Origin of the sequence: Nocardioides panzhihuensis (assembly GCF_013408335.1) — a bacterium.
In the GTDB taxonomy this organism is placed as follows: domain Bacteria; phylum Actinomycetota; class Actinomycetes; order Propionibacteriales; family Nocardioidaceae; genus Nocardioides; species Nocardioides panzhihuensis.
In genome coordinates this window covers 5,124,198-5,145,831 of sequence record NZ_JACBZR010000001.1, presented here as the reverse complement: position 1 = coordinate 5,145,831, position 21,634 = coordinate 5,124,198, and the positions used below count along the sequence as shown (strand labels likewise).

Below are 21,634 nucleotides of genomic sequence, written 5' to 3'. Positions count from 1 at the left end.
CGTCGACGTCCTAAATGTGAGCATTCTGTGCTTCGCGCGGGTCACACAGTCGATGGATCTTCGTTCAGCAGCCGGGGCGTGGCCTGCGACTACGGACCTCAAGAACACCGGCGAAGACTTTCGCGTTTTGCCTGGTCAGAGTGGGTGGAGCGTAGGGGACTCGAACCCCTAACCCCCTGCTTGCAAAGCAGGTGCGCTACCAATTGCGCCAACGCCCCGAACGGGTGTCCGCCGGTCAGTTCACCTTGTCGGTCGCGTCGGCCCAGTGACTCTTCTCGATGTTCGACTGGTCGAGCTTCTTCTTGGCGAGAACGATGCCAGCCGCGGCCAGCAGTACGAGGACGATCTTCTTCATGTCTTCTCCTGCAAGTCGTGGTGAGCATCGCTGCCCGTTAGACCAGGAAAGCGTACCGGCCAGCCATGAGGCGTACGAAATCAGCCGCCGTTGGAGTCGGGAGCCAGGCCGAGGGCGGCGATGGGAGTGCAGGTCATGTGGGTGCTCGCCCACATCCGGCCGACGAAGATCCCGAACCCGTACGCCGCGGGCCGGCTGTAGGGGGAGGCGCCGGACTCATAGGTCGTGACGAGCTCGCCGGAGACCTCGACGATCGCCTCGGCCATGTTGGGGAACTTGTAGGTGCGCTGCACCGCGCCGACCGTGCCGTCCGGCTTCCGCTCGCAGATGAAGATGGTGCTCGGCCGGTGACGGCCGAACGAGGAGGAGAAGACGTACTCGTCGCTGCGTACGACGACGCCCTGGACCTGCGGCGGGGTGGTCGTCGAGAGCACCGGCTCGGAGAAGTTCCACTCGCCGTCCTCGGCTCTGGCGTAGGCGAAGAGCGTCTGCTTGCCGAAGCCTCCGACATAGAGAAGGTCTTCGCGGATGCGGCAGTAGGAGCCGGCCGCGACCTTCGCCGGCAGCTCGATCGGCTCCACCTCGGCGCCCTTCGCCGATCCGCGGATCGCGGAGAGCGAGTAGCGGTAGAGCCGACCGGCACCGCCGGCGCCCTTGGAGACCCACACGTCGTCACCGTCGATCGCGACACCGCCGGCGTGCCCGGGCCCGGCCTTCCCGTCGTAGCCGACAAGCAGGACCTCGGCGGCGGTCTGGCCGCTCTTCAGGTCGACCAGCACCAGCGCCGAACCGTTGTCGTGGGAGTAGTAGCTCTGGGCCAGCAGATCGGTCTCGGGGTCGTGGCCCAGTCCTTGCGGGGTCCAGTCACCGACCCCCCCGGTGGCCAGCGTGTTGGGGATGAGTGGGCCGACGCGGCCACCCAGCCGCTGGACCCACCTGTCAGTGCGCTTCATCCCGCCCCGGACCCATCGGCGGGTACGTCCAGAGATGGAGTCGAGGTCGAACGGAAGGTCGATCTTCGTCATGTCGGTGATGTTCGCATGCGACTCCTACCGTGGGCGGATGGCGTACCGTCCGATGGTCGGTACGTTCCTGGTGTGACGAGCGATCCCACTGCTTCTCCGGCCACGCCGACGTCCCGAGAGCTGATCGGTGCTGTGAGCGGGTTCGGGCGCGGCATGCTGCGTCCTCGGCGACCGGACGAACGCCTTCTCGCCTCGATCACCGACGCCGGCCTGCCCCGAGGCGACTGCACGGTGACGGTGCGCACGATGCCTCAGGTGCCGCGCAGCCTCCCGGCCGGCGGCCTCATCGAAGGCGCGGGCCTGCTCCGGAGCGTACGCAACGCGATGACCTGCTTCATCGTCATCCACCCCGAGGCGACGTTCGTCGTCGACCCGTCCTACTGCCGCGACGCGCCCGGCCGGGTCCTGACCGAGCTCCCGGGCCTGCTTCGCCGGCTCGTGGCGCCTCCGATCGACACCGTTCCCACCGTCGACTCGCTCCGGTCGGCACAGATCCAGCCCGACTTCGCCCTCCCGACCCATGCACACTGGGACCACGTCTGCGGCCTCCTGGACCTGCCCGGCCTGCCGGTACGCCTGCGCACCATCGAGCGCGACTGGATCCTCGGCCCCGGCCGGCCTCCTGTCGGGGGAGTGCGCCCGGCGCTGACCGACGGCCGGGCGGTGGAGACGTACGACCTCGACGGCCCGCCCGTCGCGACCTTCACCGCATCCCACGACCTGTTCGGCGACAGCTCCGTCCTGCTCGTCGAGCTCGCCGGCCATACGCCGGGCAGCATCGGTGTCCTCGCCCGCACCCCGTCGGGCTGGGTCCTGATCGCCGGCGACGCCGCCTGGCACTACGACCAGGTCGACCTGATCAGACAGAAGCCCGCCTTCCCCGGAGACCTCGTCGACGAGGACCGAGACGCCGCCTTCGCCACCCTGCACCGCCTGCACCTGGCTCGTCACCTGATGCGGGTCGTCCCCACCCACGACCACGACGCGTCCGGCCAGATCTAGACCAGCGGCCGGTCATCGCTTGTCGTCATCGACGCCGCTCGTTCCACACGTTGATGTTGCTCTTCGCCGGCCGGATCTCGTTGAGGGGGAGCCAGGCGTGCCGGATCTCCGGCGCTGCGTACGTGGTGTCGACCCAGATCACCCAGGCGCGCCACCTGCCCTTGTGCAGCTCCCACTTGAGCACGAGGCCGGGCATGGGTGGCGGATGGTTCCGCCGCTGGCGATGCACCCAGACGTGCAGCCAGTGCCTGGGCTCCGGCCAGGCGTCGTTCTTGGGAGGGTTGGCCGACGCACCTCATCGTATCGAACAGGTGTTCTACTAAAACTATGAGGCCCCGCGAGCATAGAACCAGGCCCGAAAAGCAGAAACGCCCCGAACCGAAGTCCAGGGCGTGCTGTGCGCTTAGGAGGACTTGAACCTCCGACCCCCACATTATCAGTGTGGTGCTCTAACCGTCTGAGCTATAAGCGCAGGCGCCAACTGGAGGGTGGAAGCCCCTACCAGCGGGCGAGATGAAACATTACCTGGCAGCGCGGGCGACCACCAAAACGAAGCGCCCTGTGAAACGCCGGAGGGCAGGAACCTCATCGAGGCTCCTGCCCTCCGGTGTTCGTAGCGGTCGGGCTCAGTTCTCGGTGAGTTCGACCTCGACGCCGCCGAGCAGCGCGGCTGCCATGTTGTAGAGGAACGCGGACAGCGTGGCCACCGCCGTCATCAAGACGATGTTGACCACCGAGACGACCATGGTGAAGCCCATGATGCGGGAGAGGCCGAGATAGTCCTGCACGTTCCAGCCGGCGCTGGAGTCACCGACGACGTCCTTGACCGCCTGGTTGATCGCGTCCCACACGCCGGCGGCACCGAGCACCGACCAGATGACGAAGACTGCGACGATCACCACGACGCTGAGCGCGATCGAGAGCAGGAAGGCCATCTTCATGACCGACCAGGGGTCGATCCGGCTCAAGCTCAGCCGGGCCCGGCGCGACGACCCGCCGGCCGCGGCCCGCTCCGCACCGGCAGGGCCGGATGTGCGGGCGGTCGAGGCCACCGCGGAGGCGGCTGCCGAGGTCGTGCGCTTGAACTCACTGGCCGCGTTGGCGACCGTGCCCGTGAGCCGCTGGGTCACCGGCTGTGCGGTCTCGTTCCGCTCGGTCATCGCGACTCCCCCGGTCGTGTTGTCGGCGGTGCGGTCCGTCATCAGGATTCATCTTCCGTGGTCGATTCGGACGACGCTCCGTGCTCGCCGTCTCCACCGATTGTGACATCATCTGCAACCTCTGTCCCGGCGACAGCTTCATCGTCGACCTCAGTGGCCTCGATGGAGCGGGCTACGACAGCGACCGAGTCGCCCTTCTTGGGCGAGACGAACTTGACGCCCTGCGTGGAGCGACCGGTGGCCCGGAAGTCGGCGTTGATCGGGCTGCGTACGACCTGACCGGTCGCGGTGATCGAGAGGATCTCGTCGCCGTCGACCACGATGAACGCTCCGACCAGGCCGCCGCGGTCGGCGTTGGCCAGGGCCATCGTCTTGATGCCCAGACCGCCGCGGGACTGCAGCCGGTAGTCGGAGATCTTCGTACGCTTGGCGAAGCCGCCGTCGGTCATGGTGAAGACGAACTGCTCCTTGACCTCGTCCGGCGACTCGGCGCCCGAGACGGGAGCGGCGACGTCGGCGGTGTCCTCGTTGGCCTCGGAGAGCCCGGCCGCGATCTCGGCGGCGACGTGCTCGGCCCGGATGACCGACATCGACAGCAGCGAGTCGCCCTCACGGAACTTCATGCCGGTGACACCCGAGGTCGCCCGACCCATCGGCCGCAGCTGACCGTCGTCGGCGCGGAACCGGATCGCCTGGCCCTTGCGGGAGACCAGCAGGATGTCGTCCTCGGAATTGACCAGCTCGGCGCCGATCAGCTCGTCGTCGTCCTCGCGGAAGTTGATCGCGATGACACCCGCCTGACGAGGCGAGTTGTAGTCCGCGAGCCGGGTCTTCTTGATCAGACCGGAGCGGGTCGCCAGCACGAGATAGGGCGCCTGGTCGTAGTCGCGGATCGCGAGCACCTGAGCGATCGACTCGTCCGGCTGGAACGAGAGCAGTCCGGCGACGTGACCACCCTTGGCGTCACGCGCCGCCTCGGGCAGGTTGTAGGCCTTGATCCGGTAGACCCGGCCGGCAGTGGTGAAGAAGAGCAGCCAGTGGTGGTTGGTGGTCGCGATGAAGTGCTCGACCACGTCGTCGCCGCGCAGGGTGGCGCCGCGTACGCCCTTTCCACCGCGCTTCTGGGTGCGGTACTCACCCGCGAGGGTGCGCTTGGCGTAGCCGCCGCGGGTGATCGAGACCACCAGCTCCTCGTCGGGGATGAGGTCCTCCATGGAGAGGTCCCCGTCGGCCGCGATGATCTGCGTGCGGCGGTCGTCGCCGTACTTCGCGACGATCTCGTCGAGCTCCTCTCCGACGATCCGACGCTGGCGGGCGACGTTGGCGAGGATGTCCTCGAGGTCGGCGATGATGACCTCGAGGTCGGCGAGACGGTCGACGATCTTCTGCCGCTCCAGCGCCGCCAGGCGTCGCAGCTGCATGTCGAGGATCGCGTTGGCCTGGATCTCGTCGATCTCGAGCAGCCGGATCAGGCCCTGGCGGGCGTCGTCGACCTCGGGGGAGGAACGGATCAGCGCGATGACAGCGTCGAGCTGGTCGAGCGCCTTGACCAGACCGCGCCAGATGTGGGCGTCTTCCTCGGCCTTGCGCAGCCGGAATGCCGTACGCCTCCGGATGACGTCGATCTGGTGCTCGACCCAGTGGGAGATGAACTGGTCGAGGGTCAGGGTGCGCGGCACCCCGTCGACCAGCGCCAGCATGTTGGCGGAGAAGTTGGTCTGCAGCTCGGTGTGCTTGAACAGGTTGTTGAGTACGACGCGAGCGACCGCATCACGCTTGAGCACGACCACGAGCTGCTGCCCGGTGCGGGAGGAGGTGTTGTCCTTGACGTCCGCGATGCCCTGCACCTTGCCGGTGTCGGCGAGGTCGGCGATCTTCTGGGCGAGGTTGTCCGGGTTCACCATGTAGGGGAGCTCGGTGATCACCAGGTTGGTGCGGCCCTTGGCGTCCTCGTCGACCTCGATCACCGCGCGCTGGGTGATCGAGCCGCGGCCGGTGCGGTAGGCCTGCTCGATGCCCTCGCGGCCGGCGATCAGCGCGCCGTTGGGGAAGTCCGGGCCCTTGATGCGCTCGAGGAGCGCGTCCTGGAGCTCCTCACGCGTGGCGTCGGGGTGCTCGAGCGACCACTTGGCGCCGGAGGCGACCTCACGCAGGTTGTGCGGCGGGATGTTGGTCGCCATCCCGACCGCGATGCCGGCCGAGCCGTTGACCAGCAGGTTGGGGAACCGCGCCGGCAGGATGGCCGGCTCCTGGGAGCGGCCGTCGTAGTTGGGACCGAAGTCGACGGTGTCCTCGGTGATGTCGCGGACCATCTCCAGCGCCAGCGGCGCCATCCGGCACTCGGTGTAACGCATGGCCGCGGCCGGGTCGTTGCCGGGCGAGCCGAAGTTGCCCTGGCCGTGGATCAGCGGGTTGCGCAGCACCCACGGCTGCGCGAGCCGGACCAGGGTGTCGTAGATCGCCGAGTCGCCGTGGGGGTGGTAGTTACCCATCACCTCACCGACGACACGGGCGCACTTGGAGTGCCCGCGGTCGGGGCGGTAGCCCCCGTCGTACATCGCGTAGAGCACCCGGCGGTGGACGGGCTTCAGGCCGTCGCGTACGTCGGGCAGCGCCCGGCCGACGATGACGGCCATGGCGTAGTCGATGTAGCTGGCCTGCATCGAGGACTGCAGCTCAACGGTCTCGATCCGGCCGCCGGCACTGGTCTGCCCGGGGCCTTCCGGAGGAGTCTGGGTCACGATTTCTCTTTCTGCGTGGGTCTATCGGTATCTAAAGCCTCGGTAAGACTCAGATATCGAGGAATCGGACGTCCTTGGCGTTGCGCTGAATGAAGGAGCGTCGCTCGGCGACGTCCTCACCCATGAGGATGGAGAAGATCTCGTCGGCATGAGCGGCGTCCTCGAGGGTGACCTGGAGCAGCAGTCGCTGCGACGGGTCCATCGTGGTCTCCCACAGCTCGTCGGCGTTCATCTCACCCAGACCCTTGTAGCGCTGGACCGCGTTCTCCTTGGGCAGCTTCTTGCCCTGCTCGAGACCGTCGCGCATGAGCGCGTCGCGCTCGGAGTCGGAGTAGACGAACTCGTGCTCGGCCGGCTTGTTCCAGCGCAGCCGGTAGAGCGGCGGCTGGGCGAGGTAGACGTAGCCCTGCTCGATCAGCGGCTTCATGAACCGGAACAGCAGCGTCAGCAGCAGGGTGTTGATGTGGTGACCGTCGACGTCGGCGTCGGCCATCATCACGATCTTGTGGTAGCGCAGCCGGTTGATGTCGAAGTCGTCGTGGACGCCGGTGCCCAGCGCGGAGATGATCGACTGGACCTCCTGGTTGGCGAGCACCTTGTCGATCCGCGCCTTCTCGACGTTGAGGATCTTGCCTCGGATCGGGAGGATCGCCTGGATGCGCGGGTCGCGGCCGGACTTGGCCGAGCCGCCCGCGGAGTCACCCTCGACGACGAAGATCTCGCACTCTTCGGGGTTGGTCGACTGGCAGTCGGCGAGCTTGCCGGGCAGACCACCGCCGCCGCCGATGCCCTTGCGGTTGCGGGCGAGGTCGCGGGCCTTGCGGGCGGCGATCCGGGCCGAGGCGGCAGCCATCGACTTGCGGATGATCTCCTTGCCCTCGGCCGGGTTCTCCTCCAGCCAGGCACCGAGCTGGTCGTTGACCGCTCCCTGCACGAAGCCCTTGACCTCGGTGTTGCCGAGCTTGTCCTTGGTCTGGCCCTCGAACTGCGGCTCGCTGATCTTCACCGAGATGATCGCGGTGAGACCCTCACGGATGTCGTCACCGGTGAGCCGGTCTTCCTTCTTCTTGATCTGGCCCCACTCCTCGCCCCAGCGGTTGATCAGGGTGGTGAGCGCGGCGCGGAAGCCCTCTTCGTGGGTGCCGCCGCCGGGGGTGTTGACCGTGTTGGCGAAGGTGTGGACCGACTCGTTGTACGAGGACGCCTGCCACTGCATGGCGATCTCGACGCTCATCGGGTTGGACGCCTTCTCGTCGGTATCCGTCTCGAAGGCGATGATGCTGGAGACCGGGGTCTTGCGCTTGTTCAGGTGGTCGACGTAGTCGGCCAAGCCGCGCTCGTAGTAGAAGGACTGCTCCAGGACCCGCTCGCCGTTGCCGGAGCTGTGCAGCTCGTCGGCGCCGTCGGTGTCCTGCTCGACGGTGCCGTCCTCGACCGCCTCGGCGATCGCGGACGCCTGCGGCCGCTCGTCGCGCAGCTCGATCCGCAGCCCCTTGTTCAGGAACGCGGTCTCGCGGAAGTGGCTCGAGATCGTCTCGAGGTTGTACTCGGTCGACTCGAAGATGTCGCTCGAGGCGTTCCACGAGATCGTGGTGCCGGTGCGCTCACCCTCTTCGAGCTCACGCACCTCACGAAGGTCGTAGTCGGGTACGCCGCTGGTGAACTGCTGCTCCCACAGCCGGCCCCGGTTCTTGATCTCCATGTGGAGGCTGGTCGAGAGCGCGTTCACCACGGAGGAGCCCACGCCGTGCAGACCACCGGAGACCTTGTAGCCGCCTCCGCCGAACTTGCCACCGGCGTGCAGCACGGTCAGCGCCAGGGTCGCGGCGGGGATGTCCTGGCCGGCCGCGGTGTCGGTCGGGATGCCTCGGCCGTTGTCGGAGACGCTCACCCAGCCGTCCTCGCGCAGCGTCACCTTGATGGTGTCGCAGTAGCCGGCGAGGGCCTCGTCGACCGCGTTGTCCACGATCTCCCAGATCAGGTGGTGCAGTCCGCGGGCCCCGGTCGAGCCGATGTACATACCCGGTCGTTTGCGGACCGCTTCCAGCCCTTCGAGAACCTGGATGGCAGACGCGTCGTATGCGACTCCGCCTGCGGTCTTGTCGTCCGGCATGGGAGTCGTCTGGTCGGCAGCGGTCACCGGTGCGATCCACCTGTCATTTCGGTCCGGAATCGGACGTGGTGTCGGTCGGGCATGCAGCGGGCCGACCTGCGCCGGGTGGTGAACCTAGGACGATCGACCCAATCCCCATGATACCCCGTAGAACCCCGGATTCCACGCACGCGGCCGCTCCTGAGGGGGAACTGTGATCGAAATGAGCGTCTGTGCGTCTCCTGACGGTGTCTCTGCGCCCCCAGCAGGGGGCTCGGTGAGTCCCTATACGTTCTCGGGGCGCCTAGAGCGGCAGATCGCAGTCCACGCGCCGAGCTTCGAACACCTGTTCATGATCCGCCGCGCCTCGGTCTCAGCCGTAGGTGTCGCGGGGCCCGCGACCGTCGCGCAGCCCCCGAGGACCCTTCTTCCACGACGGCAGATGAGGACCGAGCACCTCGATGAGGATGACCGTTCCGTGACCCAGCTCCTGGTTGAGCCGCTTCACCAGGGTGGGCGCGAGCAGCTTGAGCTGGGTGGCCCACGCGGTCGAGTCGGTGCGCACGGACAGCTTGCCGTCGGCGTACGACTCGGGGGTGGTGTGATCGGCGATCTCCTCCCCGACGATGTCCGACCAGCGGGCCATCACGCCGTGGACGCGCAGCGAGGTGTCCCAGCCGTGGTCGTTGACCATCCGGCTGACCACCGAGTCGATGAGCTGGGGATCGCGGTCGTCGGGTCGGGCGCCGGAGACCGCGCCGCGACGGGTGGTCGAGCGGGGCGAGAGTCCCGGGGACGTACGTCTTCTCTTCTGACCTGCCTTCGGAGCGGGCATCCTGGCCGTGGCCCGGGTCAGGGAGCGGGCGAGGTCCAGGCCGTCGGCGCGCTTCTCGGACTCTTCCTCTTCCTCTGGCGTGGTCTCGACAGGCTCGACAGGCTCGACCGGCGGCTCGTCACTCATCGCGGGTCACCTCGCCGGCTGTGACGTGGTAGCGGGCACCGGCGAGCGCGGCGGGTACGTCCTCGGGGACCGCGGCGGTGACGAGGACCTGCTCGGCGTCGGCCACCAGCTCGGCCAGCTGGACACGTCTTTGGCTGTCGAGCTCCGCGAAGACGTCGTCGAGGATCAGGATCGGGTCGTCGCCGTCGGCCCGCAGCAGGTCGTACGCAGCCAACCGGAGCGCCAGCGCGAAGGACCAGGACTCGCCGTGGCTGGCGTAGCCCTTGACCGGGAGCGGCTCCGCGCCGGCACCGTGTCCGAGGAACAGCAGCAGATCGTCGCGGTGGGGACCGACGAGGCTGATGCCGCGGTCGAGCTCGTCCTTCTGGCGTCTTGCCAGCTCGGACAGGATGAGCTCACGAAGGGACTCCACGCTCGGGGTGGTCTCGACAAGCTCGACCACCGACTTGTAGGTGATCTCGGCATCGTCCCGGCTCGCACCCCGGGCGACCGTCTCGTAGGCCTTGCCGACGTACGGCTTCAAGGCCTCGACGAGGGAGAGTCGCTGGGCGAGGATCTCGGCACCGATGCCGGCCAGGTGCTCGTCCCAGACGGCCAAGGTGGCGAGCGCACCCTCTCGTGCGGAACCGCGCGCGAGGCCGGCGGTCTTCAGCAGGGAGTTTCGTTGCTTGAGGACGCGGTCGTAGTCGCTGCGCACCCCGGCCAGGCGGGGGGCGCGCAGGATCATCAGGTCGTCGAGGAATCGCCGCCGGTCGGAGGGGTCCCCCTTGACGAGGGTCAGATCCTCGGGGGAGAAGACCACGGTGCGGACCACTCCGACCAGGTCACGGGTGCGGGGGAGCGGGCTCCTGTTGATCCGGGCCTTGTTGGCACGGCCCGCGTTGATCTCGACCTCGAGCGTCGCGGTGCGACCGTCACGCACCACCGCGGCGCGCACGACGGCCTGATCGGCACCGGCCCGGACCAGGGGTGCGTCGGTGGCGACCCGGTGGGACTGCAGCCGGGAGAGATAGTCGATCGCCTCGACCAGGTTCGTCTTGCCCTGGCCGTTTCGCCCGACGAAGGCCGTCACGCCTGCCTCGAGCGGGACCTCGACGCTCTGATAGGAGCGGAAGTCGTGGAGAGAGAGGTGTGAGACGTACATCGGGTTTCCTCTCTCGTTAAGGTGCCTGCATGACCCAGTCTCCCAACCCTTACGGCCCACCTCCAGGGCAACCCGCCTACGGAGCGCCGGCAGGGCCTTTCTATCTGTCGGTGATGGGCCAGGTCCACGGGCCGTACCCGGTCGAGCAGCTCGCCCACATGGCGGCCGCGGGCCAGATCAAGTCCGACACCCCGGCCAGCCTCGGCACCGACCAGCAGTGGTTTCCCGTGAAACAGGTGCCTGGTGTCTTCTCGAGCCGGGAGTGGCTCGTCGCGCTGCTGCTCTCGATCTTCCTCGGTGGGTTTGGCGTCGACCGTTTCTACGTCGGCCAGATCGGGCTCGGCATCCTCAAGCTGGTCACCTGTGGTGGCTTCGGGATCTGGGCGATCATCGACATCATCCTCATCATCGTGAGAAAGTTCCCGGATGTCGACGGCAAACCCCTCGCCTGACCTGCGTCAGCGCGTCGCGGCGGTGAGCTCCACGGAGCTCACCGCCGCCATCGGCGTCGGCGGGATCGTGATCGCGACGCTCCTGCCCGCCGGCGGCATCGAGGACGGCCCGGTGATCTGCCCGTTCCGTGCGCTCACCGGCCTGCCCTGCCCAGGCTGTGGCCTGACCCGGTCATGGGTCTACCTCATGCACGGCGACATCGGCCCGGCGCTGGCCAGCAACTGGTTCGGCCCGGTCCTCATCCTGGCGGTCATCGCCTTGGTCGTCACTGTCGTGCGCGCCCGGTCGGCCGGAAAACGCCCTGCTGACCTGGACAAGCTCGTCCGCAACCCGATCGTGCTCGGGACCTTCGCGCTCTTCCTCACCTACGGTGCCGCGCGTCTGATCCTCACCCTCGCTGGAGTCGTAGACCCCATCTAGGTGGTCGAGCCGATGGTCGAGCTTGTCGAGACCACCCGCGCAAGCGGGTGTGCAGGACTCAGGCCTCGGACTCCGAGATCACCGCGTGCCCACCGAACCCGTTACGCATCGCGGCGACCGCCTTCATGGCCTGGTCGTCCTTCTGCCGCGAGACGAACCGTGCGAAGAGCGACGCCGAGATGGCGGGCAGCGGGACAGCGTTCTCGATCGCGGCCTCGACGGTCCACCGGCCCTCGCCCGAGTCTTCGGCGTAGCCCCTGATCTTGTCGAGGTGCTCGTCGGCGCGCAGCTGCTCGACGAGAAGATCGAGAAGCCAGGAACGTACGACGGTCCCGGTGCGCCACGAGGCGAAGATCTCCGGGACGTTGTCGACGATGTCGACCTTGTCGAGGAGCTCCCAGCCCTCGGCGTAGGCCTGCATCATCGCGTACTCGATGCCGTTGTGGACCATCTTGGAGAAGTGGCCGGCCCCGGGGGTCGAGCCGCAGTGGACCAGCCCGTCCTCGGTGCCGGAGGGCTTGAGGGCCTCGAAGGCGGGCATCACCTTGGCGGCGTTCTCCTCGGAGCCGCCGTACATCAGGGCGTAGCCGTTCTGAAGACCCCAGACACCTCCGGAGACACCGCAGTCGACGAAACCGATGCCCTTCTCAGCGAGGCTCTCGGCGTTCTTGGCGTCGTCGGTGTACTTCGAGTTGCCGCCGTCGACGACCAGGTCGCCCTCACCGAGGAGCTCCTTGAGCTCGGCGATCGTGGATCGGGTCGGTTCGCCCGCCGGCACCATCACCCAGACCACCTTGGGGCTGGGCAGCGCCTCGACCATCTCCGTCAGGCTCGCCACGTCGGCGAGGTCCGGGTTGCGGTCGTATCCGACGACGGTGTGGCCAGCCTCCCGCAGGCGGGTGCGCATGTTGCCACCCATCTTGCCGAGGCCGACGAGTCCGATGTGCATGCGAGATTTCCTTCAGATCCGGTGGTCGAGCTTGTCGAGACCACCCTACGAGCGAGGTGTGGGCGAGAGAAGGTCAGGAGAGCAGGCGCCGCGGCATCAGCAGATAGCGGAACCCCGGCTCCTCGCCGCCCTCGGCCGGCTTGCCGCTGATCACCACCGGCTTCGGAGCCTGCGTGAAGGCGAGCTCGACGACCTGCTGGTCGATGGCCTGCAGCCCGTCGAGGAGGAACTGCGGGTTGAACCCGGTGGTCAGCCCCTCGCCCTCCATGGTCGCCTCGATGGACTCGGACGCCTGGGCCTCGTCGCCGGAGCCCGCGTCAAGGGTGAGAACGCCGTCCTCGAAGACCATCTGGACCGCGGTGTTGCGCTCGGCGACCAGCGCGACGCGCTTGACCGACTCGATCAAGGAGGCCTTGTCGACGAGCGCGGTGGTGAGGTGCTCGGCCGGGAAGAGGCTGCGTACCTTCGGGAACTCGCCGTCGAGCAGGCGCGTCGTGGTGCGTCGTACGCCACCCGCGGCTGCGCCCTCGAAGCCGATGATCCCCTCACCGGTGCCGGTGGTGGACAGCGCGAGGGTGACCTCGCTGCCGTTGGTCAGCGACTTGGCGGTGTCACCGAGCACCTTGGCCGGCACCAGCGCGGCCATGCTCTCGTCGGGGGTCGCCGGATTCCACTCGAGCTCACGGTGGGAGAGCCGGAAGCGGTCGGTGGCGAGCAGCGAGATCGTGGAGCCCTCGATCTCGAGCCGCACGCCGGTCAGGACCGGGAGCATGTCGTCGCGGCCGGCGGCGGTCACGGCCTGGGCGACGGCGTGGGCGAACAGCTCCGACTTCACCGTGCCGGCGGCGGTCGGCATCTCCGGAAGGGTCGGGTAGTCCTCGACCGGCATCGTCTGCAGGCTGAACCGCGCGCTCCCACAGGTGAGCGAGACGCGGGATCCATCGGTGACCATCTCGACAGGCTTTGCCGGGAGGCTGCGGCAGATGTCGGCGAGCAGCTTGCCTGAGACCAGTGCCTTGCCTTCGTCGGCGACCTCGGCCGAGAGCGTCGCTCGCGCCGAGGTCTCGTAGTCGAAGGTCGAGAGCATCAGGCCCTCGTGACCCGCCTCGATCAGGAGGCCGGAGAGCACCGGGGTGCTGGGGCGAACCGGAAGGCTGCGGGCAGCCCAGGCGACGGCATCCGCGAACACGTCGCGGTCGACGCGGAACTTCACGATGACCTGTCCTTCTTCTAACTCGACATCGGGGCTGTTGAGGACATGCGGTGCTTGAACCTTGGGGGGAAGACGCCACCGGTTCCGGAACGCCCCCGCGTTGACATGACCTGGAGTACGCATCCTGCCACGGACCGCCGACAACCGGTAAGCGCTCAGCCGTCTCGGCTCTGCACAGGCCTGCCTGTGGACTCCGGATCGCTGAGCGAGTTGTCCCCAGGGAAGGGCGCTCGTGGAATTTCACCGAGGATCCGTGGATTAAATAGTTTCGTACGTCGTAAGAGCATCTGTGGGAAATGTGGATGAAGCGCGTCTTCCCAGGTGGCGCCCGCAAATGTGATTCCACAGGGGGTGTGGACGTCCTGCTGAAATGACGCACGTCACTGTGGGCTGTGGAGAGCTGTGAGCACTTTCGAGTGTTTTGTGCACAGGCCATCCCCTTTTCCATCCCATTTGAATGGCCGGTTCTCCACAGGTTTCGCCCAGCCTGTGGGCTGTGGAGAACCTTGGGAGAACCTCAGGAAATCTCGGCCAGTGGGTTTTGGAAATCCCAAAACGCGGACGAGGCGCCTGTGGACGAGCCACTGGAGACGCCGGGAAGCACCGCTGATCGAGCCTGTCGAGACCACGCAAGGCACCGCTGATCGAGCCCTCGGGTGGACGCAAGAAACCGGTGGTCGAGCCTGTCGAGACCACCCGACCGTGATTCACGGGATGGTCTCGACAGGCTCGACCACCGGTGGGTCGCTGCCTGCGTACGTCCGGCTCTAGGCCTGGCGCGCCTGCATCTTGACGCGGTTGGTGAGCTCGGAGACCTGGTTGAAGACGGCGCGGCGCTCGGCGAGGAGCTGATTGATCTTCCGCTCGGCGTACATGACCGTGGTGTGGTCACGGCCGCCGAAGTGCTTGCCGATCTTGGGCAGGGAGTCCTCGGTGAGCTCACGGCACAGATACATGGCGATCTGGCGGGCCATGACGAGGTGACGCCCACGCGATGGTCCGGTGAGCTCGTCGATCGACAGCCCGAAGTAGGCCGCGGTCTGGGCGATGATCAGGCCGGCGGTGATCTCCGGCTCACCGCCGTCGGGGATGAGGTCCTTGAGCACGATCTCGGCCAGCGTCAGATCGACATCCTGCCGGTTGAGGTTGGCGAACGCGGTCACCCGGATCAGCGCACCCTCGAGCTCACGGATGTTGGTCTGGATCTTGCTCGCGATGAACTCGAGCACGTCCGGCGGCGCGGTGAGCCGCTCCATCGCCGCCTTCTTGCGAAGGATCGCGATGCGGGTCTCGATGTCGGGCGGCTGGACGTCGGTGATCAGACCCCACTCGAACCGGTTGCGCAGCCGGTCCTCCAGCGCCTCGAGCCGCTTGGGCGGACGGTCGGAGGTCAGCACGATCTGCTTGTTGGCGTTGTGGAGCGTGTTGAAGGTGTGGAAGAACTCCTCCTGCGTCTGGGTCTTCCCCTCCAAGAATTGGATGTCGTCGATCAGCAGGACGTCGACATCGCGGTAGCGCCGCTTGAACCGGTCCTGCCGGTCATCGCGGATCGCGTTGATGAACTCGTTGGTGAACTCCTCCGAGCTGACGTAGCGCACCTTCGCGCCGGAGTAGAGGCTCCGGACGTAGTGGCCGATCGCGTGCAGCAGGTGGGTCTTGCCGAGACCTGACTCCCCGTAGACGAGGAGCGGGTTGTAGGCCTTGCCCGGTGCTTCGCTGACCGCGACCGCGGCCGCGTGCGGGAACCGGTTGGAGGACCCGATGACGAACGTCTCGAAGGTGTACTTCGGGTTCAGTCGGGTCTCGAGGACGTTGTGGTTGGGCTCGCTGGGCCGGGTCGGCGGACCAGGGACCAGCGGCCGCGGTGGGGCCGGCTCCTCGACAGGGGCCACGGGAGGCCGCGGGGGATTTGTCGACATGTCGCCATAGCCGGGGCGTACGTCGTCGTTCCCCGCAGGCGGAGCCGGCTGCTGAGTGGGCGGCGGCGCGATGGGAGCCTGCGGACCCGAGTACGCCGCGGGCGCCTCCGGCTCGTCGCGTTGCCCCGGCGCCGGGGGCGGGGGCGGGCCGGGGATGAGGCCTGGGGAGTTGGGCGGGTAGACCGACTGATGCGGGAAGGCCGACTGGCTGGGATACGCCGACTGGCCCGGGAAGGCCGTCTGATGCTGCAGGGCAGCGGCGGCGGCAGCGTCCGCCGCGGCGATCTCCCGCTCGGAGATCATGATCGCCTGGGTGTCGGGATCGGGGGTTACGTCGAGGTCGGGGTTCACGGTGACCGCGATGCGGATCTCACGATGGAAGATCTCGCCCAGCGACTTCTCCAGAGAGCCACGCAGGCGGCCCTCGATCTGGTTGCGTGTGAAGTCGTTGGGGACCTCGACGATCGCGGTCGACCCGTGCAGAGTGAGCGGTTCGCTGTCTCGGAGCCAGGCGCGCTGGTTCGGCGGAAGCTCGGCGACCACCCGCGTCCATGCGGACTGGAGATCTGGCTGTGGTTCTGGCGCGAGGCCGGAGGGCTCCACAGGTTCCTGCCTTCCCTGATGGCTCGGGTGGTGGTCTTGTACTGATGCAGCCTGGATTGATGCAGCGGTCTGGTCTACATCCTCCACAGACTTTTCCACAAGCTGTGGAGCATCACCGAATGTAGGCGTCGGCGACCAACCGAGACACGTTGCCGTCCGCGAGAATTCGACCGTATCGGCAGGTCAGGTGGGAAAATGAGATCCCAGCGTGGCATCCCCCCGAATGCGGCCGAAGCTCCTGGCGCTGTGCAGGGAAACCTCGGTAGAGGACGAAACTACCGGCTGGCGGCGGTCCCGGGCAAGCCGTCCTCCACAGGCGGAGGGTGAATCACAACGGTGTGATAGGGCGCGGGTTTGACCGTGGTTTCGCCGTCCACGTACCGTTGCTAGGTCCGCCCGTCCCACGGGTGCGCAGTTCTTCATCCTAGTAATAGGACTGCCGGAGAGCGACCGGCCACCACACCACACCAACTAAGGAAGCACCCGTGAGCAAGCGTACTTACCAGCCGAACAACCGCCGCCGTCACAAGACGCACGGTTTCCGCCTGCGCATGCGCACCCGTGCCGGCCGCGCGATCCTCGCTGCGCGCCGCGGCAAGGGTCGCAAGAGCCTGACCGTCTGAGGCCGCGGCCTCAGCCACCACGCGCGTGCTGCCACGTCGCCACCGACTGGTCGATTCGTCGGGTTTCAAAGAAGCGGTACGACGAGGCAAGCGCGCGGGCTCGAAGAGCCTGGTGGTCCACCTGCTCGTCCCCGACACCGGCAGCGATGCCGATCGGGAGCGCGAGCCGCAGGTGGGCTTCGTGGTGAGCAAGGCCGTCGGTCCGGCCGTCGTCCGGAATCGCGTGAAGCGCAGACTGCGTCATCAGGCCCGGGAGTCCCTGAGCGGACTCCCGGGCTCTGCTGTGCTTGTGGTCCGTGCGCTTCCTCCTGCTGCCGGTGCCTCGTACGACGACCTCGGCACCGACCTGAAGCGATGTCTCGCGCGGGTGCTGTCATGAGCTTCGTGCGGGGTGGTCTCGACAAGCTCGACCTCCTGTTGACGTACGTCCTGGTCGGACTGCTGCATGTGTGGCGGACGCTCATCAGTCCGCTGTACGGCGATGTGTGCCGTTACTACCCGTCGTGCTCGGCGTACGGGCTCGAGGCCGTCAAGACGCACGGCCCCTGGCGCGGGAGCTGGCTGACGGTGCGCCGTCTGTCCCGTTGCGTCCCCTGGGCCAAGAATCGGGGCTTCGATCCCGTGCCACCCCCGAAGAATCCAAGAGACCCTGAAGACCTTGTCCGTGTAAGTGCGGACTCCCGACAACGAGGAGCCTGATCCGTGGGAGCCATAGGCGATCTGTTCGGATGGATCGCAACACCGCTGTATTACGCCATCTCGGGCATCCTGCTCGTGTGGCAGAAGGCGTTCTCGTACGTCATTCCGTCCGAAGGCTGGCAGTGGGCGCTGGCCATCGTCGGTCTGACCGTGACCATCCGCGCCCTGCTGATCCCGCTGTTCGTGAAGCAGATCAACTCCAGCCGGAACATGCAGCTGCTGCAGCCGAAGGTCAAGGAGCTGCAGAAGAAGTACGGTCACGACCGCGAGAAGCTCGCCGCCGAGACCATGAAGCTCTACAAGGACTCGGGCACCAACCCGTTCGCGTCCTGCCTGCCGCTGCTGCTCCAGATGCCGATCTTCTTCGTGCTGTTCCGGATGCTGGAGCACGCCTCGAACGGTGACGGCAAGGGCTTCCTGAGCGACGCCGACGCCCACGAGTTCGCCAACTCGACCTGGCTCGGCTCGCTGCTCTCGGACCAGTTCACGACGGCCGACCACATCAGCACGTACTTCCTCACCGGGTTCCTGGTCGTCGCGATGATCGCCACGACCTTCCTCACCCAGCGCCAGCTGATGTCGAAGAACATGCCTGCCGACGCGATGACCGGTCAGTACGCCCAGCAGCAGAAGCTGCTGCTGTACGTGCTGCCTGTCGTGTTCGCTGTCGGTGGTATCGCCTTCCCGGTCGGAACGATCCTCTACTGGACCTCCTCCAACCTGTGGACGATGGCTCAGCAGTTCTACGTGATCCGCAACAACCCTGCACCGGGGACGCCGGCCTTCGACGCCAAGCAGGAACGCGACCGGGCCAAGCGTAAGAAGAAGGGCATGACCGACGCGGAGATCGACATCGTCGAAGCCGAGGAGGCTGTCACCGAGAAGCGTCCGGTGCAGCGCAACCAGCCCAAGAACCAGACCAGGAGCCAGCGGAAGAAGGCCGGCACGACCGCCGGTCGCTCCACGACCCAGAAGGACGGGGGAACCAAGTGACGACTCAGGATGTGAGCGAGACCGAGGTCGAGACTGTGGAGGCGGTCAGCGAAGAGACGCGCCTCAAGCAGCTCGAGCAGGAAGGTGACATCGCGGCGGACTACCTCGAGGAGCTCCTCGACATCGCCGACCTCGACGGTGACCTCGACATGGACGTCGAGGGCGACCGTGCCGCCGTCTCGATCGTCGGAGGCGACCTGCAGCAGCTGGTCGGTCGTCACGGGGAGGTTCTGGACGCACTTCAGGAGCTGACCCGGCTCGCGGTCTACCGTGAGACCGGCGAGCGGTCCCGCCTGATGCTCGATGTCGGTGGCTACCGCGCTGACCGTCGCTCGACGCTGATGGCGCTCGCCGAGGAGACCGTGGCGGAGGTCAGGGAGTCCGGTGCCCCGGTCTCGCTGAAGCCGATGTCGCCCTTCGAGCGGAAGGTCGTGCACGACGCCGTTGCCGCCGCCGGCCTCACCTCTGAGTCCTCGGGTGTCGAGCCGCGGCGCTACGTGGTCGTTCTGCCTGTCTGACGCTGACAAAGAGATCGCCCCTCGTGCCGTGTGGCACGAGGGGCGATCTCTTTGTGGAGATGTTTCACGTGGAACGGGACCGGTGGTCGAGCCTGTCGAGACCACGCCCCGCAGTCGTGCGGTGGTACCTACGAGCGGTAGACGACGACCCGGTCACCGATACGGATCTGGTCGAAGACCCACGCGATGGCCGCCTTCTTGCGGACGTTCACGCAGCCGTGGGAGCAACCGTTGTAGCCGCGGGCGGCGAAGTCCGACGAGTAGTGCACGGCCTGGCCGCCGGAGTAGAACATCGCGTACGGCATCGGCGTGTGGTAGATCGAGGAGACGTGGTTGCGGCTCTTCTTGAAGACCTTGAAGGCGCCCATCCGGCTCGGGTTGGCCTTGCAGCCGAAGCGAGCATCCATCGCCTTGAGGATCTTGCCGCTGCGTACGTAGCGCATCCGACGGTCGGTCTTGTCGACGCACAGGACGCGGCCGGTGAGGCAGCGGCGGTCGAGGTTGTACAGCGTCGCGTCGGTCGGCGTGCTCGTCTTCGAGCGGAGACGGTCGAGCGTGCGCTGGTTGACCTTGCCGGTGATGGCCAGGCGCTGGTTGCGCTGGAAGGTCTTGACGGCGCCGGTCGTCTTCGTCCCGTAGGTGCCGGTGACCCGCCCGGTGTAGATGCCCTTCTCCTTGAGGCGAGCCTGGATCTTGCGCACCCCGAGACCGGTGGAGCCCTGCTGGTAGAGAACCTTGTATGCCGTCTGCAGTCCGAGCTGCCCGAGCGAGGTCGTCGGCACGGTGGCCTGTGCGCTGCTCGTGGCAGCGATCGAGCCGAGGGAGAATCCCAAGGCGAGGATGGCGGTGAGGAAGATCGCCACCGGGGTTCTACGGACGTTCACATCAGCTCCGTGGGTCATGAATTGATGGCCCGGTCGCGCGGGCCGCTGGGGGTCGCATCGAGTGCGACTTCTACGACTAAGACGTTCGAGCAGCGCGCGCGGTTGCATCAGATTCGCAAGGCTGCTCGCGGACTTTAGCGCACTGAGCGCCCTCGGTGTGCCCTCCCGCCCCGTTCCGCGGATTCGTTGGGTCGCCACCCCTCGCCGGCCGTTCAAGCCGAGCGCGTTTCACGTGAAACGCGGTCTGCCGGCGACCGCGCCACCGTGGATCTGTGGTGGTCTCGACAAGCTCGACCGCCGTGGATCTGTGGTGGTCTCGACAAGCTCGACCACCGGAGGTCGAGCTTGTCGAGACCTCTCTCCGTGGGGCCTCTGGCAGCGGAGGATCGTTAGTCGTGCGGCGTCGTCGACGTGTTCGCGAGCCGAGGCAGATCGCCCAGTCGCCCTTCGATGAGCGCGATGCGTTTGGCCCGGCTCCAGTTCTGGATCTGTTTCTCCCGTGTGAACGCATGGGCGACGTTGTCGTACTGCTCGTACCAGACCAGCTGCACCGGAAGTCGATGGCGGGTGTACTCCGGGCCGAGGCCGACGCGATGCTCGGTCATGCGGCGCTCGAGGTCGGTCGTGCTGCCGACGTAGAGGGTTCGGTCTGAGCAGAGAAGCATGTATGTGAAAGCCATGCCCCTCATCTTGAGCGGGACCACCGACAATTTGTGGCGGAGCCTCTAAGGATCGCGCCCGTCCGGAGGTCGAGCTTGTCAAGGCCTCTCACCGGACGGCAGTGGTCTCGACAGGCTCGACCACCGGGGGAGGCCTCTCGTCGGAGGGTGGTGGTCTCGACAGGCTCGACCACCGGAGGTCGAGCTTGTCGAGACCTCTTGCTCGCCGGGAGTTCATCCATGCGGGTTTCACGTGAAACAGTTTGTGCGTGAGCGAGGAACGTGAGGACTTGGGTGGTCTCGGCGAGCTCGACCCCCGGGCGGAGAGAGTCTTTCCTGCCGACCGCCTAGAGCTTGCCGAGAAGTACGCCGCCTGGCTGGCGGACGCGGGCGTGGTCCGCGGGCTGATCGGTCCGCGAGAGGTTCCGCGGCTGTGGGATCGGCACATCCTGAACTGCGCCGTTCTGGGGGATGTGATCCCCGAAGGAGTCGCGGTCGCGGACATCGGCTCCGGTGCGGGACTCCCGGGCCTGGTCCTCGCGATCGCCCGCCCAGACCTGCAGATCACATTGATCGAGCCGCTGCTGCGGCGTACGACCTTTCTCGAGGAAGTCGCGGGGGACCTCGGGCTCGAGAACGTCACGGTGCTGCGGGGGAGGGCCGATGCCTTTCACGGTGAGCTCGGCTTCGACGTCGTGACGTCGCGAGCGGTCGCTGGCCTGGGAAAGCTGCTCGACTGGTCGATGCCGCTGGTGGCCCCCACCGGAGCGCTCGTCGCGATGAAGGGGTCGAGCATCGAGGCGGAGATCGAGGAGGCCGGCCCGACGTTGAAGAAGTGGGGATGCGCGCCGCCGACGGTCTCCGAGCTCGGTGTAGACGTTTTGGAGACGACAACTGTCGCGGTTCGGGTGGTTTGGTCGGATCCCGCACGGGTAGATTGGCCGCCGGTCCCGAAGGGCGGCCAGAAGGGGTCCAAGGGTGGGCCCCGGAAGAAGAAGCGACGTTGACGGTGGTCGAGCTTGTCGAGACCACGACATCTCGTGGGACCGGGTGGTCTCGACAAGCTCGACCACCGGACGAAGAGGATGAGGAACATGCCGTACGACGACAAGAGTCCAGAGAACGCCGTTTCACGTGAAACCGACGAGCCGGTGTCGATCAGGCTCCGTACGGCCGGCGACATCGCATCCCTCGAGAACGACTTCACCACGGAGGCGACGC

General features: G+C 66.9%; 22 protein-coding genes and 2 tRNA genes. 9 read left to right on the top strand and 15 right to left on the bottom strand.

From position 1 onward, the window contains the following. Window positions 1-145: 145 nt before the first annotated feature. From BJ988_RS24400 to BJ988_RS24395, 3 genes are all read right to left on the bottom strand, one after another. Window positions 146-218, bottom strand: a tRNA-Ala gene (locus BJ988_RS24400). 17 nt (window positions 219-235) lie between these two features. Then, on the bottom strand, window positions 236-355 hold the full coding sequence (locus BJ988_RS30210; RefSeq protein ID WP_218861093.1) for a DLW-39 family protein: 120 nt from the start codon (window positions 353-355) through the stop codon (window positions 236-238). Between the two features lie 80 nt (window positions 356-435). Beyond that, window positions 436-1,380: a hypothetical protein gene (locus BJ988_RS24395; RefSeq protein WP_179660442.1), complete on the bottom strand. Its 945-nt coding sequence runs from the start codon at window positions 1,378-1,380 to the stop codon at window positions 436-438. A gap of 72 nt (window positions 1,381-1,452) precedes the next feature. On the opposite strand from BJ988_RS24395, the gene BJ988_RS24390 reads away from it, so the two are divergent. Beyond that, the gene (locus BJ988_RS24390) at window positions 1,453-2,382 is read left to right on the top strand and encodes an MBL fold metallo-hydrolase (protein WP_179660441.1); all 930 of its coding nucleotides are present in this window, start codon (window positions 1,453-1,455) and stop codon (window positions 2,380-2,382) included. A 25-nt stretch (window positions 2,383-2,407) separates the two neighbouring features. On the opposite strand, the gene BJ988_RS24385 is transcribed toward BJ988_RS24390, so the two are convergent. From BJ988_RS24385 to recF, 7 genes are all read right to left on the bottom strand, one after another. After that, window positions 2,408-2,578, bottom strand: a complete 171-nt coding sequence (locus tag BJ988_RS24385; RefSeq protein WP_179660440.1) for a hypothetical protein — start codon at window positions 2,576-2,578, stop codon at window positions 2,408-2,410. Window positions 2,579-2,780: 202 nt separating this feature from the next. Beyond that, window positions 2,781-2,854, bottom strand: a tRNA-Ile gene (locus tag BJ988_RS24380). A 154-nt stretch (window positions 2,855-3,008) separates the two neighbouring features. Further along, the gene (locus tag BJ988_RS24375) at window positions 3,009-3,584 is read right to left on the bottom strand and encodes a DUF3566 domain-containing protein (RefSeq protein ID WP_179660439.1); all 576 of its coding nucleotides are present in this window, start codon (window positions 3,582-3,584) and stop codon (window positions 3,009-3,011) included. Beyond that, on the bottom strand, window positions 3,584-6,283 hold the full coding sequence (gene gyrA / locus BJ988_RS24370) for a DNA gyrase subunit A (protein WP_179660438.1): 2,700 nt from the start codon (window positions 6,281-6,283) through the stop codon (window positions 3,584-3,586). The genes BJ988_RS24375 and gyrA overlap by 1 nt, the downstream gene beginning before the upstream one ends. A gap of 49 nt (window positions 6,284-6,332) precedes the next feature. Next, window positions 6,333-8,396 carry a DNA topoisomerase (ATP-hydrolyzing) subunit B gene (gene gyrB, locus BJ988_RS24365; protein ID WP_179661680.1) on the bottom strand — a complete coding sequence of 688 codons (2,064 nt, stop codon included), beginning with the start codon at window positions 8,394-8,396 and terminating at the stop codon, window positions 6,333-6,335. A gap of 352 nt (window positions 8,397-8,748) precedes the next feature. Beyond that, entirely contained in the window at window positions 8,749-9,336 is a 588-nt protein-coding gene (locus BJ988_RS24360; RefSeq protein ID WP_179660437.1) for a DciA family protein, read from the bottom strand. Beyond that, window positions 9,329-10,480, bottom strand: a complete 1,152-nt coding sequence (recF, locus tag BJ988_RS24355) for a DNA replication/repair protein RecF (protein WP_179660436.1) — start codon at window positions 10,478-10,480, stop codon at window positions 9,329-9,331. The genes BJ988_RS24360 and recF overlap by 8 nt, the downstream gene beginning before the upstream one ends. Window positions 10,481-10,509: 29 nt before the next feature. Between recF and BJ988_RS24350 the strand changes: the two genes are divergently transcribed. Beyond that, on the top strand, window positions 10,510-10,932 hold the full coding sequence (locus BJ988_RS24350) for an NINE protein (RefSeq protein ID WP_179660435.1): 423 nt from the start codon (window positions 10,510-10,512) through the stop codon (window positions 10,930-10,932). Further along, window positions 10,907-11,353 (top strand): DUF2752 domain-containing protein, encoded by a 447-nt coding sequence (locus BJ988_RS24345; RefSeq protein WP_179660434.1) that lies wholly within the window; start codon window positions 10,907-10,909, stop codon window positions 11,351-11,353. Before BJ988_RS24350 ends, BJ988_RS24345 begins: the two co-directional genes overlap by 26 nt. A gap of 58 nt (window positions 11,354-11,411) precedes the next feature. Here BJ988_RS24345 and gnd read toward each other — a convergent pair whose 3' ends face one another. The 3 genes from gnd to dnaA form a co-directional block, all read right to left on the bottom strand. After that, window positions 11,412-12,302 (bottom strand): phosphogluconate dehydrogenase (NAD(+)-dependent, decarboxylating), encoded by an 891-nt coding sequence (gene gnd / locus BJ988_RS24340; RefSeq protein ID WP_179660433.1) that lies wholly within the window; start codon window positions 12,300-12,302, stop codon window positions 11,412-11,414. A 73-nt stretch (window positions 12,303-12,375) separates the two neighbouring features. Next, window positions 12,376-13,515 carry a DNA polymerase III subunit beta gene (gene dnaN, locus BJ988_RS24335; protein ID WP_179660432.1) on the bottom strand — a complete coding sequence of 380 codons (1,140 nt, stop codon included), beginning with the start codon at window positions 13,513-13,515 and terminating at the stop codon, window positions 12,376-12,378. Window positions 13,516-14,282: 767 nt separating this feature from the next. Then, the gene (gene dnaA, locus BJ988_RS24330) at window positions 14,283-16,037 is read right to left on the bottom strand and encodes a chromosomal replication initiator protein DnaA (protein ID WP_179660431.1); all 1,755 of its coding nucleotides are present in this window, start codon (window positions 16,035-16,037) and stop codon (window positions 14,283-14,285) included. A 485-nt stretch (window positions 16,038-16,522) separates the two neighbouring features. Here dnaA and rpmH point away from each other — a divergent pair, with 485 nt between their 5' ends. From rpmH to BJ988_RS24305, 5 genes are read left to right on the top strand one after another with little or no spacing between them, the layout of a single operon-like run. Continuing rightward, on the top strand, window positions 16,523-16,660 hold the full coding sequence (gene rpmH, locus BJ988_RS24325; RefSeq protein ID WP_091044043.1) for a 50S ribosomal protein L34: 138 nt from the start codon (window positions 16,523-16,525) through the stop codon (window positions 16,658-16,660). 25 nt (window positions 16,661-16,685) lie between these two features. Then, window positions 16,686-17,039: a ribonuclease P protein component gene (rnpA, locus tag BJ988_RS24320; protein WP_179660430.1), complete on the top strand. Its 354-nt coding sequence runs from the start codon at window positions 16,686-16,688 to the stop codon at window positions 17,037-17,039. After that, window positions 17,015-17,359, top strand: coding sequence for a membrane protein insertion efficiency factor YidD (gene yidD, locus BJ988_RS24315; RefSeq protein WP_343051774.1), 345 nt, complete (start codon window positions 17,015-17,017; stop codon window positions 17,357-17,359). Before rnpA ends, yidD begins: the two co-directional genes overlap by 25 nt. A 3-nt stretch (window positions 17,360-17,362) precedes the next feature. Beyond that, window positions 17,363-18,352 carry a membrane protein insertase YidC gene (gene yidC, locus BJ988_RS24310; protein ID WP_179660428.1) on the top strand — a complete coding sequence of 330 codons (990 nt, stop codon included), beginning with the start codon at window positions 17,363-17,365 and terminating at the stop codon, window positions 18,350-18,352. A gap of 11 nt (window positions 18,353-18,363) precedes the next feature. Continuing rightward, window positions 18,364-18,870, top strand: a complete 507-nt coding sequence (locus BJ988_RS24305; protein WP_179661679.1) for a R3H domain-containing nucleic acid-binding protein — start codon at window positions 18,364-18,366, stop codon at window positions 18,868-18,870. 128 nt (window positions 18,871-18,998) lie between these two features. Here the strand turns inward: BJ988_RS24305 and BJ988_RS24300 are convergent, their stop codons facing one another. Together BJ988_RS24300 and BJ988_RS24295 are read right to left on the bottom strand one after the other, a co-directional pair. Then, window positions 18,999-19,754, bottom strand: a complete 756-nt coding sequence (locus BJ988_RS24300; RefSeq protein WP_343051773.1) for a L,D-transpeptidase family protein — start codon at window positions 19,752-19,754, stop codon at window positions 18,999-19,001. A 389-nt stretch (window positions 19,755-20,143) separates the two neighbouring features. Continuing rightward, window positions 20,144-20,434 carry a GIY-YIG nuclease family protein gene (locus BJ988_RS24295; RefSeq protein ID WP_179660426.1) on the bottom strand — a complete coding sequence of 97 codons (291 nt, stop codon included), beginning with the start codon at window positions 20,432-20,434 and terminating at the stop codon, window positions 20,144-20,146. 248 nt (window positions 20,435-20,682) lie between these two features. Here BJ988_RS24295 and rsmG point away from each other — a divergent pair, with 248 nt between their 5' ends. Beyond that, a complete protein-coding gene (rsmG, locus tag BJ988_RS24290) occupies window positions 20,683-21,420 on the top strand; it encodes a 16S rRNA (guanine(527)-N(7))-methyltransferase RsmG (protein WP_343051772.1) in 738 nt (245 codons plus the stop codon). Window positions 21,421-21,634: the final 214 nt, after the last annotated feature.

Coding starts and splice junctions, on each gene's coding strand:
- gnd (WP_179660433.1), bottom strand. CDS start 12,302: ATGCACATCGGACTCGTCGGCCTCGGCAAGATGGGTGGCAACATGCGC.
- BJ988_RS30210 (WP_218861093.1), bottom strand. CDS start 355: ATGAAGAAGATCGTCCTCGTACTGCTGGCCGCGGCTGGCATCGTTCTC.
- BJ988_RS24345 (WP_179660434.1), top strand. CDS start 10,907: ATGTCGACGGCAAACCCCTCGCCTGACCTGCGTCAGCGCGTCGCGGCG.
- yidD (WP_343051774.1), top strand. CDS start 17,015: ATGTCTCGCGCGGGTGCTGTCATGAGCTTCGTGCGGGGTGGTCTCGAC.
- gyrB (WP_179661680.1), bottom strand. CDS start 8,396: ATGCCGGACGACAAGACCGCAGGCGGAGTCGCATACGACGCGTCTGCC.
- BJ988_RS24395 (WP_179660442.1), bottom strand. CDS start 1,380: ATGACGAAGATCGACCTTCCGTTCGACCTCGACTCCATCTCTGGACGT.
- BJ988_RS24350 (WP_179660435.1), top strand. CDS start 10,510: ATGACCCAGTCTCCCAACCCTTACGGCCCACCTCCAGGGCAACCCGCC.
- BJ988_RS24295 (WP_179660426.1), bottom strand. CDS start 20,434: ATGGCTTTCACATACATGCTTCTCTGCTCAGACCGAACCCTCTACGTC.
- recF (WP_179660436.1), bottom strand. CDS start 10,480: ATGTACGTCTCACACCTCTCTCTCCACGACTTCCGCTCCTATCAGAGC.
- BJ988_RS24360 (WP_179660437.1), bottom strand. CDS start 9,336: ATGAGTGACGAGCCGCCGGTCGAGCCTGTCGAGCCTGTCGAGACCACG.
- BJ988_RS24385 (WP_179660440.1), bottom strand. CDS start 2,578: ATGCCCGGCCTCGTGCTCAAGTGGGAGCTGCACAAGGGCAGGTGGCGC.
- BJ988_RS24375 (WP_179660439.1), bottom strand. CDS start 3,584: ATGACGGACCGCACCGCCGACAACACGACCGGGGGAGTCGCGATGACC.